The sequence below is a fragment of the Streptomyces piniterrae genome, assembly GCF_005048155.1.
GTDB lineage: Bacteria > Actinomycetota > Actinomycetes > Streptomycetales > Streptomycetaceae > Streptomyces > Streptomyces piniterrae.
On record NZ_SUMB01000009.1, the window covers coordinates 1 to 16000 of the forward strand.

The following is a 16000-nucleotide window of genomic DNA, read 5'->3' on the forward strand; positions in this document are numbered from 1 at the left end:
CTGCCCGTCGGCGCCGTCGTCGCCGGCCTCGTCGCCTCCCTGCGCGCACAAGGCGACGGCGGCCTCGACCACTCCGCCCTCCTGCGCGGCGTGGAACGCCTCTCCGGAACCACCACCGAAAGCTGAGTCCGTGGCGGCGCAGCGCGTGCCCGCCATACAGGCGGCCGTTCAGATCATGAAGGACGAGGGCGTCGATATCGCCTTCGGCTGCCCCGGTGCCGCGCTCCTCCCGCTGTACGCGGCGATGGAGGAGGTCGGCGGTATCGAGCATCTGTCGGTGCCCCACGAAGAGGGTGCCGCGCACATGGCTGACGGCTATGCCCGTACGAGCGGGAACGCGGGCGTCGCGGCGGTGGCCGCGGGTCCGGGCGCGGCGCGTCTGATCACCGGGCTGTACGCGGCCCGGCAGGACGCCGTCCCGCTGGTGTGCATCACCGGCCGGGAGGGGTCCGGGCGACGGGCGTCCGGTGCGCTCCGCCAGGAGGCCGGGCGGCCGCCGGATCTGATCCGGCTCGCCGGTCCGGTCACCAAGCGGGCCGAGCGGATCGAGGATCCGGCGCGGATTCCGGGGGCCTTTCGCGAGGCGTTCCGGATCGCGCGGGAGGGGCGTCCTGGGCCGGTGCTGATCGATGTCCCGGCGGATCTGGCCGCGGCGGAGATCGGGTACGAGGCCGGGCTGGTGCCCGCCTCCGGCTTCCGGTCCTCGCAGGCCGGAACCGTACGGCCACCCGTCGCGGCGGACGAGGCGGCCCCGGCGGGCGGCCAGGTCGGAGCGGCTCGCTGGGTCCTCGACGAGATCAAGGCGATCTTCGGCGCCGCGACGGGTGCGGGCACCGGCCCGTACCTCGTCACCAGCTCGACGGGCCCGTATGCCGGCGCGGTCGGGGAATCCCGCCGGCACCGGGTCCACGGCAGGACCGGCCCGCCGGGCTGGGAGCTGCCGGCCGCGGTCGGCGTACGCAAGGCCCTGGACTCCCGGGGCGAGCGGACGTCGGAGGTCATCGCGGTCATCGACGGCCGGGGCTTCGCGTTCATGGCCGAGGAACTGGCGGTCGCCGCGCAGTATGGCGTGCCGTTCGTACTGATCATGCTCACCCAGAACCACCGCGACGACGGCTTCGACGACTTCACGGACCGCGTGAAGCTCGTGGAGGCGTACGGCTGCGCCGGCCGTGATGTCGTCGACCCGGCGGAACTCCGCTCGGCGGTCGAGTGGGCCCGTAAGGAAGCCGTCTCCACGCGGCGGCCGGTCCTCGTAGAGGTCCGGGCCGAGTGCGCGGTGCCGGCTCCTGGCGGCCCGCCCCTCGGCTCACCGCGCGGGTCCGTCCTCGGGATCTAGGTCTTCACCCGGATCCCGGAACCCCCGAGTTTCCGGGCGGCGGCTGCGCTGACACCTGTCCTGTCGCGCCCAGGCGCGGTCGCCGTCCGGAACACCACCCAGCTTTGTTTTCAACAAACTGTTGACGTTTGGTCGGAGCTGTTCTTACGCTCCGACATGCGGAAGCCAACTTCCGCGCTCTCGTACGGAAGGTCACCATGTCGAAGCCCACGCTGACGACCGAGTCCGGCGCCCCGGTCGCCGACAACCAGAACTCCTCCACCGCCGGCGTCGGCGGCCCGATCATCCTCCAGGACCAGCACCTGCTGGAGAAGCTCGCGCGCTTCAACCGCGAGCGCATCCCGGAGCGCGTCGTGCACGCCCGTGGCTCCGGCGCGTACGGCTACTTCGAGGTGACCGACGACGTCACCGGGTTCACCCGCGCCGACTTCCTGAGCACCGTCGGCAAGCGAACCGAGACGTTCCTCCGCTTCTCGACCGTCGCCGACAACCTCGGCGGCCCGGACGCGGCCCGCGACCCGCGCGGCTTCGCCCTGAAGTTCTACACCGAAGAGGGCAACTACGACCTCGTCGGCAACAACACCCCGGTGTTCTTCATCAAGGACCCGATCAAGTTCCCCGACTTCATCCACTCGCAGAAGCGCGACCCGTTCACGGGCAAGCAGGAGCCGGACAACGTCTGGGACTTCTGGGCACACGCCCCCGAGGCCACCCACCAGATCACCTGGCTCATGGGCGACCGCGGCATCCCGGCCTCCTACCGCCACATGAACGGCTACGGCTCGCACACCTACCAGTGGACGAACGCCCAGGGCGAGGCCTTCTTCGTCAAGTACCACTTCAAGACCAACCAGGGCATCCGCTGCCTGAGCAGCGAGCAGGGCGCCGAGCTGGCGGGCAAGGACCCCAACAGCCACCAGACCGACCTGCTGCAGTCCATCGAGCGGGGCGTGTACCCCTCCTGGACCCTGTACGTGCAGATCATGCCGGCGGCCGAGGCGGCGGACTACCGCTTCAACCCGTTCGACCTGACGAAGGTGTGGCCGCACAGCGACTACCCGCTCCAGCGCGTCGGCCGGCTGGTCCTGGACCGCAACCCGGACAACGTCTTCGCCGAGGTCGAGCAGTCCGCCTTCTCGCCGAACAACTTCGTGCCCGGCATCGGCCCGTCCCCGGACAAGATGCTCCAGGGCCGGCTGTTCGCCTACGCCGACGCGCACCGCTACCGCCTGGGCGTCAACCACACCCAGCTGCCGGTGAACGCCCCGAAGGCGACGAAGGCCAACAACTACGGCCGGGACGGCCTCATGGCGAGCAACGGCTACGACCGCTACGCCAAGAACTACGAGCCCAACTCGTACAGCGGCCCGGTGCAGACGAACGAGCCGCTCTCCGCGCCGCTCGCCGTCTCCGGCTACGTCGGCACGCACGAGGCGCCGGCGCACTCCAAGGACGACGACTTCTTCCAGGCCGGTGAGCTCTACCGACTGATGTCCGAGGACGAGAAGAAGCGCCTGGTCGACAACATCGCCGGCGGCCTGTCCCAGGTCAGCCGCGACGATGTGATCGAGAAGAACCTGGCCCACTTCCACGCTGCCGACCAGGACTACGGCAAGCGCGTCGAGGCCCGGGTCCGCGAGCTGCGCGAGGACTGACGGGAGGTCAGCGCCTTGCGCGCCCGTACCGGCCGGCCCGTTGAGGGGTGGTCGGCCGGTACGGGAGAGGTTGTGCGGAGCTCCGCGGTATCCGGGGAGAAACCAGTGCGGTGGAGTGCTCGTCCGATAGGGAAGGTCGAGCCTCTCCCCCGCCGCGGAGCCCGCCTCCTCCAGTAGTTCCATCCGCCCCTCTCCACGAGCTCCGTCCGGTGGTGCGATGTCCCGTCGCGCCCATCCCTCGCGCTGCCGGACGGGAACCACTCACGCAGGGCCCGGAATCCGTACGGTCACGGAATCCGGGCCCTGCGTGCGCCAGACCCGCGCGCCGGCGGTACCGGTGTGCGCCGCTCGTGTCCCCCGTGTGCGCCGCGTTGCGCCCCCGTATGCGCCGCGCTCCCCCGGTTTTCTCGCCCGACCTGCGGCTCGCGACGGAATTCGGCCCCCGTCGCCAGGTTTTGGAGAGATGCTGGACGACAGCAGCAGTGCCGTCCTGTCTGCCTCTGCCGACCTACTGCCAGGAGCCGACCATGGCCGACAGCGTGCCGGTGCGGTGCCCCACGTGCCGCCGCGAGAACGCCTTCACGCCGCCCACCTTTCCGTGCGCGTGCGGTGCCCCGCTGACCATGCCCGTGCTGCGCGGCGGGGTGCCGGTCGAGATAGTGCACCGCACCTGGCAGGCGTCCTGGGTGGCGGTGCGCTGCGAAGTCTGCGGCCGCCAGGACGAATGGCCGGCGCCGGAGTCCGGCTGTGCCTGCGGCACGGTCGTCCGCGTCCCCGTCGTGCCCGCGCCCAGTTCGCCGCCGCCGAGCTTCCCGTCCCTCGGGCCGCGCGGCAAGTCCCGGCCGGTGCCGGCCATGGGCGCGCCGCCCACCGTGCTGCGGCCCGCGTTCCGCCCGGTCACCATCCGTACCGCCCGCGACTGCGTCACCGCCGCCGCGCAGTATCTGAAGTGGCTGGGCTACACCGATGTCGCCCGGACCCAGGAGCGGACCGCCTCCGGCGTGGATCTGCGCGGCACCGGGGTGGTTGCCCAGGTCGACCCCACCACCCGGTCGACCAAACTCCGCGAGGTCGAGTGCGTCTGGCTCAACGGCCTCAACGAATCCGCCATCGCGGTCTTCTTCTCCCTCGCCGGCTACGCCCGCGACGCCCGCTCCCGCGCCGACGAGCTGCACATACCGCTGTTCGTCATGGACCTCACCGGCACCCCGCAGCCGGTCAACGACCCCGCCGACGAACTGATCAAGTACGGCGCGCAGAAGCGGTGACGCGGGGCGGCGCGCTGCGCTGAGCGCGCTCTGGCCGGGGCGGACACGGCGGTGCTACGGGCGCTCCGCACCCCGTCGCGCGAGCCATGCCTGGACGGCGCCGCGGCCGCCGGCCAAAACCAGTCGCCGTTCGGAGCGGAACCGGCGACACTGACCGGATGATCATCCATGCCCCGTCCCTCGCCGAACTGCCCGCGCTGCGCGGCATCGAGCGGGCCGCCGGAGAGCCCTTCCGCGCCCTCGGGATGGCGGCGATCGCGGACGACGAGCCGCCCTCGACGGCCGAGTTGACGCGATATCAGCGGGTCGGCCGGGCACTGGCCGCGTACGACACCGAGGACGGGTCCGGGCAGCCGGTCGGATATCTGCTGTGGGAACCGGTCGACGGATGCGCCCATGTCGAGCAGGTTTCGGTACACCCCGACCACGCCCACCGCGGCATCGGCCGGGCCCTCATCGACCGCGCGGGCCAGGACAGCGGGCTGGGGGCGCTGACCCTGACCACCTTCACCGACGTGCCGTGGAACGCGCCGTACTACGCCCGGATCGGCTTCCGGGTGCTCGGCGACGGGGAACTCACCCCCGGGCTGCGGGCCATCCGTGCCCGGGAGGCGGCGCTGGGCCTGGACCGGTGGCCGCGGGTCTGTATGCGGCGTGGCGTGGCGCGGTGACGGACGCCTCGTGACGGCGGTGTCCCGCCCCGTGGCCACCGGCGTGTTCCCTGCCAGCCGTTTCGTCGACACCCCCGTCGCCACATGACGGACAGTCAGGTCAAGCAACTCCCGCGCGCCATAATGAACAGATGATCGACGCGAACGCCCTGCGGTCCGCCTGCCTGGAGTTCAACGGCGCGACCGAGGAATTCCCCTTCCCCCGCCACCCCGACGTGTCGACCTTCAAGGTCGGCGGCAAGATCTTCGCGCTGACGACGCTGGAGGCAGTGCCACTCACCGTGAGCCTCAAATGCGATCCCGAGTTGGCCGAGCGGCTGCGTGCCGCGCACCCGGAGGTGGTGCCCGGCTACCACCTCAACAAGCGGCACTGGAACACCGTTTCCCTGGACGGCGACCTTCCGGACCAGCTGATCCTGGACATGATCGAGGACTCCTACGACCTCGTCGTCGCCTCGCTCCCGCGCGCCCAGCGCCTCCTCCTCGACTGGCCGGGAGAGCGCTGACCGGCCCGAACTCCCCCCGGCTCGCCGCCGCTTGACCTCTCTAGACCGGTCGGTTTAGTGTTCGGGGCATGGCGCAATCACGCGGAGAAACCCGCGCCCGGATCCTGCGCACCGCCGCCGATCTCTTTCAGCGGCAGGGCTATGGCGCGACGGGCCTCACTCAGGTTCTGACCGAGAGCGGAGCCCCCAAGGGCTCGCTGTATTTCCACTTCCCGCAGGGGAAGGAGCAGTTGGCCGCGGAGGCGATGGCACAGGCCGGCGCCGAGATGGGCGAGCGGATGGCCGCGGCACTGGCTGGGGCGGCCGGTCCGGCCGATGCGATCACCGCGCTCGGCGCGCTGCTGGCCCAGGGGCTGGAGAACTCCGACTACCGCGACGGCTGCCCGGTCGCGACCGTCGCACTGGAGGAGGCCGGGGACGCGGGGCCGATCCACGACGCCTGCCAAGGGACCTACGAACTCTGGCTACTGGGGCTGACCGAGCGGCTGCGCGGCTGGGGCATGGCCGAACAGGAGGCCAGGGAACTGGCCGATCTGGCGATGTCCTCCCTGCAAGGGGCGTTGCTGCTGGCGCGGGTACGCCGCGACTCCACCGTTGTCCATTCGGTCGCCCGCCGCATCGGCGCGATCGCCGCACAGGAAGCCGGCCAGAAATGATCCACCACCTCAACTGCGGTTCCATGATGAAGCTCGACGCCACCTACGACGGGCCGCCGCCGCTGAACGCCGTCTGCCACTGCCTGCTGGTGGAGACGGAGCGGGACGGGCTGGTGCTGATCGAGACCGGGCTCGGTACGGACGACGTGCAACGGCCGCAGGACTCCCTCGCCCCGGAGTGGGTGGAGCTGGCCCAGCCCGAACTGCGGCCCGCCGAGACGGCCCTGCGGCAGATCGAGCAGCTGGGTTACACGGCCTCGGACGTACGGCATATCGCGTTGACCCATCTGGACGTGGACCACTGCGGCGGGCTCCCGGACTTCCCCGAGGCACGGGTGCATGTCATGGAGGCCGAGCTGCAGGCCGCACTGAAGGAGGCGCCCAGCCGCCGCTACCGCCCCGCGCACTGGGCGCACGGCCCGCGCTGGGAGACCTACCCGCCGGACGGCACGGGCGACGAGTGGGCCGGCTTCGCCGGAGTACGCCAACTCACCGGCGTACAGGCCGACTTGCGCCTGGTTCCGCTGGGCGGCCACAGCGCCGGGCACGCCGGAATCACGGTCCGGGACGGCGAGCAGTGGCTGCTGCACGCGGGGGACGCGTACTTCTACCACCAGGAGATCGCCGTCGACGCTGCGCACTCGCATCCGCTGCTGGACGTCGTCCAGTTGAGCGCCCAAGTGGACGAGAGTCTGCGGATCGCCAACCAGGCGCGGCTGCGGGAGGCCGCCACGGGCGGCGCCGGCGAGGAGCGGATCAGGGTGCTCAACGCCCACGACCCCTGGACCTACCGCAGCTTCACCGGTGCCTGAGGAGCCACCGCGCGCCGGCCGCCGCACTCAGCCGGTCTTGAGTCCCAGGCCGTAGAAGGTGACGTGGTACGGGCCCAGGTACTCGGCCTCACCGCCGAGTACCAGGTCGGCGGGCGTCGCCACGCCCACCGCACGGGCGCTCGCCACCAGCATCTCGGCGAGCGCCCGGCCCGACGGCTCACCGGGGCCGCCGGCGTCGAACCGCCACCGCGGGTCGTCGTCCTCCGGCCACGCCGACCGAGTCGCGGGGTGCTCGGCGACGGTCCCCCACCCCAGGGCCGCCCCGTCGATGTCCTCATCGAAGCAGCAGAGCGAGAGCCGCTCGCCGCAGTTCACACCGAAGAGGATCGGGGCGCCGCCCTTGGCCAGTTGCCCGTAGAACGGCATCGACACGGACGTGCCGAGCGCGGCCATCTCGGCCGGCAGGGTGTCCAGGAAGTCGGCGAGCGCGCCGGTCACCGTCTCCCAGCTGCGCGCATACCAGCCGCCGGGGAAGCCGAGGCCGACGTTGGACGTGTCGTTGCGGCTGCCGAAGAAGCCGGTGATGGAGTACTCCTCGCCGACGCCCTGGCGCCAGAAGCAGTTCTCCACCGGGTCGCTGGGCTGCAGGATCAGCTCGGGGCCGGTCCTGCCGGCGCGCAGCTCCAGCATGCTGGGCCGGTCGCGCCAGCGCAGGTACGGGCTCCCCCACAGCTGCCCGGAGTCGTAGAACGGCCCGACATCGCCGTAGACACCGATGACGGACGCCTCGCCCAGCGCGGCGGTCAGCTCCTCCCGCGCCGCCCGGAAAGCGGCCGCCTGACTGGCCGCGTCCGGCTCCGCGGGCCCCACCGGCACGGCGAGTTCGACATACGCCTCGCCGCCGGCGTAGCGCTGCTCCATCGAGCCGACCGGACGCAGCCGCGCCTCTCCCGTGGCCCGCCCGGTGCCGATGACCGGCCCCGCGGCGGTGTCCGTCCAGCTCCAGCCGAGCCCGGCGACCAGCGCCCGCGCCCCGTCCTGCGACCAGCCGCCGGCGTCCGAGCCGATGAGCCGGCCGGCCAGCTCCGCGATCGTCTCAGCCATTGCGTCCCCCGCTTCCTGCCGGGCGCTTCCCCGCCCGGCCTTTCCCGGCCAGGCGTTTCCCGGCCGATCGTCCACCGCCTTCCATCCTGCCTTGCGGGTCTGACAATCGAGCCCGCCGCCCCGCCGCCGCTGCGCCGGAGCGGCGGCGTACGCTGCCTCGATGCGAACACCTCGGCGGGCAGCGCGCATTGCCGTACTCGATCCCGACGGCGCGGTCTTCCTCTTCCGGTACGACAACGAAGAGGTCGGCGTGCACTGGGCGATGCCCGGCGGCGGCCTGGACCCCGGGGAGACGCCGCGCGCGGGGGCCCGGCGCGAACTGCGCGAGGAGACCGGCTGGACCGATCTGGAGCCGGGCCCGCTGCTGTGCACCTGGGAGCACGACTTCACCATCCCCCAAGCTCTCGGCTCCGCTCGAGCAGGGGGGACCCCCATCGGCGTGCCCGTGCGCCAGCACGAGCACATCTATCTCGCCTACGGGCCGCGCCGGGACCCGGCCGACGGCGTGGCGGCCGCGCACGCCGACGACAGGATCCTGCACTGGCGCTGGTGGAGCCCGGCGGACCTGGCCGGCTCCGCTGATGCTCTCTGGCCGCCCCAACTACCCGCCCTGCTCGCACCACTGCGCGGCCCGGACGGCCCCTTCCCACCCCCGGTCGAGCTCGGCCACGTTCCGCCTACGTCCGCGCCATCCGCCCCAGCTCCTTCGCCAGGCGCTCCCGCAGTTCGACCTTGCGGACCTTGCCGCTGACCGTCATCGGGAAGGCGTCGAGGATGTCGAGATAGCGCGGCACCTTGAAGTGGGCGAGCCGGGAGCGGCAGTAGCGGGCCAACTCATCACGAGTCAGCGGGACTTGGGGATCGCGGAGGATGACGCAGGCGGCGATCTCCTCGCCGTATTTCTCGTCCGGGACGCCGACGACCTGGACGTCCGCGATCTTGGGGTGGGAGTAGAGGAACTCCTCGATCTCGCGCGGGTAGACGTTCTCACCACCCCTGATGATCATGTCCTTGATGCGGCCGACGATCCGGATGTAGCCGTCGTCGTTCATGACGGCCAGATCACCGGTGTGCATCCAGCGGGCGGCGTCGACGGCCTCGGCGGTGCGCTCCGGCTCCTCCCAGTAGCCGAGCATCACGCTGTAGCCGCGGGTGCAGAGCTCGCCCGGTGTGCCGCGCGGCACGGTCACCCCGGTCGTCGGGTCGACGACCTTCACCTCGATGTGCGGGAGGACCCGTCCGACGGTCGCGGTGCGGTGCTCCAGGTCGTCGTCACGGCGGGTCTGTGTGGAGACGGGGGAGGTCTCGGTCATGCCGTAGCAGATGGACACCTCGGCCATGTGCATCTCGGCGACCACCCGCTTCATGACCTCTTCGGGGCAGGGCGAGCCCGCCATGATGCCGGTACGGAGGGAGGAGAGGTCGTAGTCGGCGAAGTCCGGGTGGTTGAGTTCGGCGATGAACATGGTGGGGACGCCGTAAAGCGAGGTGCAGCGCTCGTCCTGGACCGCCTGGAGGGTGGTGGCGGCGTCGAAGGCGGGCGCCGGGATGACGATGCAGGCGCCGTGCGAGGTGGCGCCGAGGTTGCCCATGACCATGCCGAAGCAGTGGTAGAAGGGCACCGGAAGGCACACCCGGTCGTGTTCGGTGTAGCCGACGGTCTCGCCCACCCAGTAGCCGTTGTTGAGGATGTTGTGGTGGGAGAGGGTGGCGCCCTTGGGGAAGCCGGTCGTCCCGGACGTGTACTGGATGTTGACCGGGTCGTCGGCGGTCAGCGTCTTCTCGCACTCGGCGAGCCGGGAGGTCGGCACGGCGGCGCCGGCGGCCAGCAGTCCGCCCCAGGTCCGGTCGCCGATGTAGACGACGTCGCGCAGCGCCGGGCAGTCGGCCCGTACCTGTTCGATCATCCGCCGGTAGTCGCTGGTCTTGTGGTGGACCGCGGAGACCAGCACGGTGATGCCGGCCTGCTGGAGCACATACGCCAATTCGTGTACCCGATAAGCGGGGTTGACGTTGACGAGGATGGCGCCGATCTTGGCGGTGGCGTACTGGACGAGTACCCATTCGGCGCAGTTGGGCGCCCAGATGCCGACCCGGTCGCCCTTGCCGACTCCCTTGGCGAGCAGGCCGAGCGCCACCTCGTCCACCGCACGGCCCAGTTCCGTATAGGTCCAGCGGCGGCCGCCGGCCACCTCGACCAGCGCCTCGCGGTCGCCGAACCGGGCGATGGTGCGGGCCAGATCGGCGCCGATGGTGTGCCCGAGCAGCGGCCGCTCGGCCACCCCGCTCGCGTATGACAGCTCTTTCTGCGGCTGGCTCATCGGTGGTTCTCCTCCCAGTACTCGGCACCGCCGTCGCCCTGCGCGGTGCGCTCGCGCAGCTCGATACGGCGGATCTTGCCGGAGACGGTCTTGGGCAGCTCGGCGAACTCCAGCCGCCGAATGCGCTTGTAAAGGGCCAGCACTTCACGGGAGTGCTCGAAGAGCATCTTGGCGGTTCCCGGGCCCGGCTCCCAACCGACGGCCGGCACGACATGCAGCTTGGGGCTTAGCGGATCTCTGCTCAGCATGAGCCGGGGGTCCACCCGCCCTCGAACTTCCAGGGGCGGCAGCGTCACTCCGCCATCCGGGAGCAACTCCCCCGGCATGCCGGTCAGTGCGTCCATGAGCCGCTCCCAGAAGCCCGTCTTCACCCAAGCACTGCCACACACCGGCAAGGTTGCCGGGCGGAGATGACAGATCTCTCCAGGGGCAACCGGTACACGCCTTGTGCAGCATGGCATCCAGCGTGCCCCGAGGGACCTTGGGGCGCCTACCCTTACACCCCCGCAAAGATCGGCGCGACCTTCGCCCAAGCGTCGTCCGTCAGAAGCGAACGCGGCGCGCCCGACCACGGAACCACGCACTGACGCCGCCATCACACCGGGTCTTCCTCGGGATCTCGCCCAGGATGGTGACCTGGATCTCCAACAGGTCCAGAACCTCCGCCTGCTGACCCGGCTCCATGTGACGTAGCCGGTGACGAGCCAGTTGAACCAAGTCCTGAAGATCACGGCCTCGCTGCGCGGCATGCTCGGCTTCCTGCTGCCACAACTTGACGTCTTCCAGAACCTGAACGGTGTGCTCCCGCTCCTTGGTGAGCGTGGCGACCGCTCGCTCGATGGCGGCCTCGGCACCGGGTTGCCTGGCAGCCACGACAACGGCAGCGGAAATGGCGGCGTCATGGGCGGCCACCTGCTTCTCCAGGCCGGCGATGCGACTGGCGTAATCCGCCTGGCCCGACTGGCCCCAAATCGATCCAGTCCTCTGCCACGGCCATCAGACGATCGGGTTCCTCCAGCAATGCGCACGGGCCGGCATCCGCGTTCACCCCACGCCGCTCGGCGCTTTTCCGGTGCGCCCCTCCGCCCGCCTCTCCCCGTAGCGTTCACCTCTGCCCACGCCTGCGTCGTGCCGCCTTCCTGGAGGGGGCCGGGGCCCGTCTTACGCGATGGCGAGTGCCGCAGCCACGCCCTCAAGGCTGTCGAACGCCCGAGGGCCGCGAAGGCGAGGCAAGACCTTGCGCGGGACGACCGTGTGGGCCAACACGTAGCACAACGCGTCTGTCGACCAGCGAGGAACACGAGCGGCCACCACAGCGGCGCTCGGCTCGTTCCATTCGCGCGGGTCTGCGCCGTCTTTCGGAACCGCCACAATGAGAGCCCATTTCAAGCCGTCCTGGTCTTCTACTTGCCTTTCCAGACTCCCGAGCGGGAGATTGTCCGTGAATGCGGAGGGGGCCATCACCTTCTCCAGGACGTCCCAACCGCTGGCCAACTGCGGGAACGCGGCGTAGAAGTCCTGGCGATTTCTGAACAACGGAGGCGGCGCGACGGTGCGCGCCAGCGCGCCATCCAGCCAGGCACGGTAGAGAGGGTCAGCCAACGGACGCCAGGCCCGGAAGCCGGGAAGCCGGGACATATCACGGAAGAGCTGCTCCGCAAGGCGTGCCAGTTCTGCGACGGATTCGGCAGCGCGCTGTGCCACGTCGGCCTCGCGAGCACCGGCGCGGGCGGCCATTGCCCGCTCCGCACAGATCGCCGCTTCCGCCCGTACGCTGCACGCGATATGAGCCCATGTCACCATGCCGATACGTGGCCCCCTGCCTGGCTGGGGGCCGGACCGACGCAGCATGGGCGCCGTGCGTTTGAACTCCTCACGGAGAAGGCGAAGACCATGGTCCACCCCTATTCCGCACGGGCGTAGCACCTCTGCGAGCCGTCTGGAACAACCGAATGCCGAAGCTCCGCGCGCTTCCCCGGGATAGCGGCATTCCCGCATGGACCGTGCGCGTTGCGCCACCGACTCCAGCCTGTAGAGCCAATAGAGGATGTCGCCCGCAGCTGGGCCGGAGCGACCGACAGCGGCTGGCTCAGGGACCCGCTTTGGCCTCTCGTTCAGAAACCAGCGCAAGCGCGATGCCAGTTCGGCCACGACCGCGCTCTCACGGTCAGCGTCCATTCTTCCGTGCCTCTCGTGCGCTCGTTCCGGCCACGGCCTCTGGACCCCTCATCCGGCGTCCGGGTATGTGTAGAGGTTGTGCCCTCGGGGCAGCCGACATGAGTTGCCGGGTCCGCAGCGCCAGTTCGAGGTTGAACCGCATGTCAGGTTCCCGGAGGCTCTGCCCGAATATCTTCTCGATCTGACGCATGCGGTAGCGCACTGTCTGCGGATGTATCCTCAGGTACTTTGCCACCTCCGGGGCGCCGCCCCATTCCAGCCAGGCCAGAAGTGTCTCTTCTATACGCTCGCGCTGCCGGGGTGTGAATGCGGCGAGCGGTTGGAGGAGGCGGTCGGCCAGCACCTTGGCCAGGGACTCATTGTGCAGAAGGGTCAGCGTCGAGAGATGGTTCTCGGCGAATATGACGCCTGCCGCGTCGCGAGCACTCCGCAAGTTCAACAAGCTCAGAGCCCAGCGCAGGGACGCGCCGGCTTCCTCGGTGGTCACGACCGGGCCCATCACCGCGCCGACGCCGTCGAAGGCGGCTGCCACCACCGCTTCCGCACGCGCGGTCGGGTCCGGTACGAGGAGGCAGAGCCCTTGTCCGCCCACAGATACCAACGGCCGCCGCCCCACCGTTCCAGGCCACCGCGGCATCCAGAGCGCGGCCGAGGCCACGGCTCGCACGGTCGTGGGCAACGGCCATTCAGCCTGCTCGCACAGCGCCTTCAGCACTGCGCGAGAAGGTAGTTGAGGTCCCGTCAGACCTACGAAGAGCCGCTGCCGTGCCGCATCGCGCAACCGGTCGTTCTGCTCGGAATTCTGCCGAGCATCACACAGGCTTTCCGATTTCAAGTGAACTCCAGGAAAAGAACGGAATGTTCGCTGCTCCCCCTACCAGCCGCCCCACTGGGAGCGGGGGCCATCCGGCGTGTGAAGGACGTCCCACGAGAGCACACATCACGACGCTTTACGATCTTTTGACTCAAGTGTCGAAGGTGGCCCCGGAGATACCTTGAAGGCGGATCCGCCGCCCCGTCACTCACATGCACCGCGATAGACGCCCAGGCAATCCCTCTTTATCAAGAAACAACAGAATCTCCCGCTGACGCTACGAAGGGGTTAGAGTTCCGCGCGAGCTCCCCGACCCTTCGAGGGGTGCGGTCACATGTTCCGAACCAATCCGCCGCGAGAAGGCCAGGTGAATGAACTACTGGAGGCGCACGCGTTCGGGCCGTCGTATGTCCTGGCAGGCCTGGATACTCATATCCGCCTCAATCACAAGATGCATCTGGCAGAGCATGGAAAAATTCCTCCCCTGCACGTGGACGAACTCCTCTTCCTCAGCCGGGGCATCGGTCTGAGGGAGCGGGATCACCGGTGCTCACGATTCGGCGACGAGCTCCAGCGCGTCCTGGATTCGGCTGCCCACGTGGGACGTACATCGGTAGTGGTCTGCGGCGATCCCGACGGGTTGTACGGCGCCAAAGACCGCACGCTCCTGCAGCGCACACCGCACCTCGTCCTGGACGGAACCCTACTGGCCGCAACGGCGATCGGCGCGAGGGACATCGTCATCACCTCCGACTCGGCGGATGCGCGCTACGCCCTGCGGTCGGCGATTGCGGAGCGTACGTCGCGGGGCAAAGAGATACGCCTGTCCGCTTCGCCGCCCGAGGCCGTTCATTCCGCCATACCGGGACATGAGCTTCGACCGGAAAGCGGACGGCGGCCGGAAAGCAGACGGCGGCCGGAAAGGGCAAGGACTCCTACTCCCACACTCGTTACCAACACCGAGACCATGGCCCAACTCGCCGTAGCGGCTCGACGAGGAATCTGCGCCTTCGGGTCAACCGGACTCCCGTCGGAACCGGGCACCATGCTGCTGAATTTCGCGCATACGTGGATCGTGGAAGCACCCACCGGCGTGCCGCTGAGATATCTTTTGCGGTTCTGCGCCCTGAGCGCTGGGCAGGGTGTGCTCGTCGGCGGTTATGGCGGCCGCTGGCTCTCCCCGGAAGTCGCCTCCCACACCCTGGTGTCCAGGGACTCTCTTGGCCATGGCCAAGCCCACGGTACGCAATTCGGCGACGGCACGATCCTGACCATGCCCGAAGTCACCTGCCCGTTGGGAGAGGTCAGCCGGGTGGCCCACTGGCTGACGGAGAAACAGGGACACCGCTGCACTTGCTGTGTGCGGGAGGTCGCCAATCTCATGTGGGGCCTCAACAGACTGGTGACAGTGGGTGGACAAGGGGCACTGGACCTCGTCAGCCACTCGTTGGCAATGCTCGACACACCTGCTAGGTATTCACACACCCGGCAGATACACCGGTTCGTCGATTCAGCGATCACCGTGTTCTCCGGCGACCTCGCCGCTCACCTCCACGGAGCGGGTTGCGGCAGACACGTTCATGGCCATCTGCCCATCTCTGCCCCGGAATCCGGGAGCCCGCAGCGACTCAGGGGCGCATAGTCTCCCCACTCACGAACGAGTGGTTGTCCGACTCACGCGACACCCCTTCCTGTGGAGGCCGCGGGACGATCTCCCCCTGGCGATCGCAAGCGGCCAGCGTTCCCAAGCCCACAACGACACCGGCCAGGAAGCCGACGACCGCGCCCGAAGTCCGGGGGCTACGAACATGCGAGGGCACCACTCCGCAACTCCTGCGACCTCCCGCAGTGGTGGCCGCCATGCCCCGGCGCGCACCCGGAGGCTGTGCGGCGGTACGGGAGCGGCCGCGCTCCATCAGCCGCGCGAGGAACGGAGGATCATCCAGCGGTACCGGGATGGTCGCCTTGGCGCTCAGATAGCTCTCGCCGGGCCACCATCCCAACAGCCGTACGGGCAACTGCGCTTCCATCCGGGAATCGAGCCTGGTGAGGTCCTTGTACACGCCCAGGCAGGCCGGACAGTCGCGAAGATGGGCCGTGATCTCCTGCGCCGGGGGCGCCTCGGGGCGCAGGGCCAGCTGCTTGATCACCTCTGCGCAGTTCTGACGCCCCAGGCGTTCCAGATACAAGTCCGTACGGGCCTGACGCAGCATGCCCTTGGCCTGGCGGCACTTGCCCTGAACGGCGTTGCGGGACAAGCCCGTGATGCGGGCCGTCAACGCGAGATCGTCCCGGTCCACCACGCAGTGCCATAGCAGGCACTGCGTCGCGGTCGGGAGGCGCGGGAATGCGATTCCCAGCTGGACGTCCTCATCCCAGGGCCATTGGCATCCCCCCTCGACCCAGTCGCGGAATGCCGGCGACAGTGGCGCGTACTCCCGGCGCCGTATCGCGGTGGCACGAACACTGTCGAGCAATTGGCGCCTTAGACAGCCCAAATGACGGAGTCCGACGAACGGCTCCCCAGCCAGCATCCTTTGCAGGAGTTGTGTGAATACATATGAGGTCAGCTCATGAGCGTGCAGAGGATCGGGCATGCATTGTGAGGCATACGCCTGCACTGCGGCATAATGGCGGCGATAGACGTGCCCAAAGAGTTCGGCCCGTCCATTGCGTACCGCCTGGATCAGAGCAGCGTCGGATAAAGTCATCCAG

General features: G+C 69.4%; 15 protein-coding genes and 2 pseudogenes. 10 read left to right on the top strand and 7 right to left on the bottom strand.

Annotated elements, in window-relative coordinates; all coding sequences use genetic code 11:
• From FCH28_RS24245 to FCH28_RS24280, 8 genes and pseudogenes are all read left to right on the top strand, one after another.
• A pseudogene (locus FCH28_RS24245) lies at nt 1–126 on the top strand (2-hydroxy-3-oxopropionate reductase); the annotation flags it as partial.
• A gap of 4 nt (nt 127–130) precedes the next feature.
• The gene (locus FCH28_RS39755; protein WP_136742245.1) at nt 131–1339 is read left to right on the top strand and encodes a thiamine pyrophosphate-binding protein; all 1209 of its coding nucleotides are present in this window, start codon (nt 131–133) and stop codon (nt 1337–1339) included.
• Nucleotides 1340–1536: 197 nt separating this feature from the next.
• Complete coding sequence (locus FCH28_RS24255; RefSeq protein ID WP_136742246.1) at nt 1537–2994, top strand: catalase; 1458 nt, start codon at nt 1537–1539, stop codon at nt 2992–2994.
• Between the two features lie 527 nt (nt 2995–3521).
• Complete coding sequence (locus tag FCH28_RS24260) at nt 3522–4262, top strand: hypothetical protein (protein WP_136742247.1); 741 nt, start codon at nt 3522–3524, stop codon at nt 4260–4262.
• A gap of 158 nt (nt 4263–4420) precedes the next feature.
• On the top strand, nt 4421–4933 hold the full coding sequence (locus tag FCH28_RS24265) for a GNAT family N-acetyltransferase (RefSeq protein ID WP_136742248.1): 513 nt from the start codon (nt 4421–4423) through the stop codon (nt 4931–4933).
• Nucleotides 4934–5064: 131 nt separating this feature from the next.
• Nucleotides 5065–5439, top strand: a complete 375-nt coding sequence (locus tag FCH28_RS24270; protein WP_136742249.1) for an MmcQ/YjbR family DNA-binding protein — start codon at nt 5065–5067, stop codon at nt 5437–5439.
• 68 nt (nt 5440–5507) lie between these two features.
• Nucleotides 5508–6095 (top strand): TetR/AcrR family transcriptional regulator, encoded by a 588-nt coding sequence (locus FCH28_RS24275; RefSeq protein WP_136742250.1) that lies wholly within the window; start codon nt 5508–5510, stop codon nt 6093–6095.
• Entirely contained in the window at nt 6092–6907 is an 816-nt protein-coding gene (locus FCH28_RS24280; RefSeq protein WP_136742251.1) for an MBL fold metallo-hydrolase, read from the top strand. Before FCH28_RS24275 ends, FCH28_RS24280 begins: the two co-directional genes overlap by 4 nt.
• 27 nt (nt 6908–6934) lie before the next feature.
• Here the strand turns inward: FCH28_RS24280 and FCH28_RS24285 are convergent, their stop codons facing one another.
• The gene (locus FCH28_RS24285; protein ID WP_136742252.1) at nt 6935–7972 is read right to left on the bottom strand and encodes a hypothetical protein; all 1038 of its coding nucleotides are present in this window, start codon (nt 7970–7972) and stop codon (nt 6935–6937) included.
• Between the two features lie 160 nt (nt 7973–8132).
• Between FCH28_RS24285 and FCH28_RS24290 the strand changes: the two genes are divergently transcribed.
• Nucleotides 8133–8723, top strand: a complete 591-nt coding sequence (locus FCH28_RS24290) for an NUDIX hydrolase (RefSeq protein WP_136742253.1) — start codon at nt 8133–8135, stop codon at nt 8721–8723.
• On the opposite strand, the gene FCH28_RS24295 is transcribed toward FCH28_RS24290, so the two are convergent.
• The 5 genes and pseudogenes from FCH28_RS24295 to FCH28_RS24320 form a co-directional block, all read right to left on the bottom strand.
• Nucleotides 8650–10293 carry an AMP-binding protein gene (locus tag FCH28_RS24295; RefSeq protein ID WP_136742254.1) on the bottom strand — a complete coding sequence of 548 codons (1644 nt, stop codon included), beginning with the start codon at nt 10291–10293 and terminating at the stop codon, nt 8650–8652. The two genes, FCH28_RS24290 and FCH28_RS24295, sit on opposite strands and share 74 nt — an antisense overlap.
• Nucleotides 10290–10517 (bottom strand): annotated as a pseudogene (locus FCH28_RS24300) (AMP-dependent synthetase); the annotation flags it as partial. The pseudogene FCH28_RS24300 and the gene FCH28_RS24295, both read right to left, overlap by 4 nt.
• Nucleotides 10518–10836: 319 nt before the next feature.
• On the bottom strand, nt 10837–11205 hold the full coding sequence (locus FCH28_RS24310) for a hypothetical protein (RefSeq protein ID WP_136742256.1): 369 nt from the start codon (nt 11203–11205) through the stop codon (nt 10837–10839).
• Between the two features lie 249 nt (nt 11206–11454).
• Complete coding sequence (locus tag FCH28_RS24315; RefSeq protein WP_136742257.1) at nt 11455–12030, bottom strand: hypothetical protein; 576 nt, start codon at nt 12028–12030, stop codon at nt 11455–11457.
• A gap of 430 nt (nt 12031–12460) precedes the next feature.
• Entirely contained in the window at nt 12461–13003 is a 543-nt protein-coding gene (locus FCH28_RS24320; protein ID WP_169314240.1) for a PucR family transcriptional regulator, read from the bottom strand.
• A gap of 616 nt (nt 13004–13619) precedes the next feature.
• Between FCH28_RS24320 and FCH28_RS24325 the strand changes: the two genes are divergently transcribed.
• Nucleotides 13620–14927 (top strand): oxidoreductase, encoded by a 1308-nt coding sequence (locus FCH28_RS24325; protein ID WP_136742259.1) that lies wholly within the window; start codon nt 13620–13622, stop codon nt 14925–14927.
• On the opposite strand, the gene FCH28_RS24330 is transcribed toward FCH28_RS24325, so the two are convergent.
• Entirely contained in the window at nt 14914–15996 is a 1083-nt protein-coding gene (locus FCH28_RS24330; protein WP_136742260.1) for an RNA polymerase sigma factor, read from the bottom strand. The genes FCH28_RS24325 and FCH28_RS24330 overlap by 14 nt on opposite strands.
• Between the last annotated feature and the right edge of the window lie 4 nt (nt 15997–16000).

Excerpts from the sequence above, each read along its gene's own strand:
- FCH28_RS24295 (WP_136742254.1), bottom strand. The coding sequence starts at position 10,293 with ATGAGCCAGCCGCAGAAAGAGCTGTCATACGCGAGCGGGGTGGCCGAG.
- FCH28_RS24260 (WP_136742247.1), top strand. The coding sequence starts at position 3,522 with ATGGCCGACAGCGTGCCGGTGCGGTGCCCCACGTGCCGCCGCGAGAAC.
- FCH28_RS24270 (WP_136742249.1), top strand. The coding sequence starts at position 5,065 with ATGATCGACGCGAACGCCCTGCGGTCCGCCTGCCTGGAGTTCAACGGC.
- FCH28_RS24275 (WP_136742250.1), top strand. The coding sequence starts at position 5,508 with ATGGCGCAATCACGCGGAGAAACCCGCGCCCGGATCCTGCGCACCGCC.
- FCH28_RS24285 (WP_136742252.1), bottom strand. The coding sequence starts at position 7,972 with ATGGCTGAGACGATCGCGGAGCTGGCCGGCCGGCTCATCGGCTCGGAC.
- FCH28_RS24330 (WP_136742260.1), bottom strand. The coding sequence starts at position 15,996 with ATGACTTTATCCGACGCTGCTCTGATCCAGGCGGTACGCAATGGACGG.
- FCH28_RS24315 (WP_136742257.1), bottom strand. The coding sequence starts at position 12,030 with ATGGCCGCCCGCGCCGGTGCTCGCGAGGCCGACGTGGCACAGCGCGCT.
- FCH28_RS24265 (WP_136742248.1), top strand. The coding sequence starts at position 4,421 with ATGATCATCCATGCCCCGTCCCTCGCCGAACTGCCCGCGCTGCGCGGC.
- FCH28_RS24325 (WP_136742259.1), top strand. The coding sequence starts at position 13,620 with ATGTTCCGAACCAATCCGCCGCGAGAAGGCCAGGTGAATGAACTACTG.
- FCH28_RS24255 (WP_136742246.1), top strand. The coding sequence starts at position 1,537 with ATGTCGAAGCCCACGCTGACGACCGAGTCCGGCGCCCCGGTCGCCGAC.
- FCH28_RS24290 (WP_136742253.1), top strand. The coding sequence starts at position 8,133 with ATGCGAACACCTCGGCGGGCAGCGCGCATTGCCGTACTCGATCCCGAC.
- FCH28_RS24280 (WP_136742251.1), top strand. The coding sequence starts at position 6,092 with ATGATCCACCACCTCAACTGCGGTTCCATGATGAAGCTCGACGCCACC.